Annotated in this window: 1 pseudogene; it reads left to right on the top strand. The window is 65.3% G+C overall.

The annotated features are described in order from the left end of the window. Window positions 1-525 (top strand): annotated as a pseudogene (locus FRC98_RS21960) (SDR family oxidoreductase); the annotation flags it as partial. Between the last annotated feature and the right edge of the window lie 2 nt (window positions 526-527).

The raw sequence follows: 527 nt of genomic DNA, 5'->3' as shown, positions 1-527 counted from the left end.
GACAGAGCGTATTCAACAGGTCTCGTCGATTCCGCTCGATGTGCACCTGATGATCACCGATCCCGACCGCTGGGCCCCCGACTACGCCGATCTCGGTGCCTATGGTGTTACTTTCCACGCCGAGGCGGCAGCGGATGCGGTGGCTCTCGCCCGCACGCTGCGGGCGAAGGGTGCGCGAGCGGGCATCGCGGTCAAGCCGGGCACCGCTATCGAGCCGTACCTCGAGTTGCTCGCTTCGACGATCCCGTCAAGGAACGTGCCGCTCTGGATGCCCGCCAGGCCACCGGCCGCATGGTCACGCCTGAAGAAGTTGCCGGTGCCGTCGCGTATTTGGCGAGCCCGCTCTCTGGCTCAACCACGGGCACCGCGCTCGAAGTTGATGGCGGTGTCGATGAGCGCACGATTGAGATTGCCGCAGCTGCGGGTGCCGACACCTTTGTCGCGGGCTCCTCGGTGTATCGCGGAGATGATCCCTCGTTGCGTGTCTCAGAACTTCGTGAGCGCGCGAGCGCGCACCAGCACTGATC

Origin of the sequence: Lujinxingia vulgaris, from assembly GCF_007997015.1 — a bacterium.
Taxonomy (GTDB): domain Bacteria; phylum Myxococcota_A; class Bradymonadia; order Bradymonadales; family Bradymonadaceae; genus Lujinxingia; species Lujinxingia vulgaris.
This window is presented reverse-complemented; position numbering and strand designations above follow the sequence as displayed.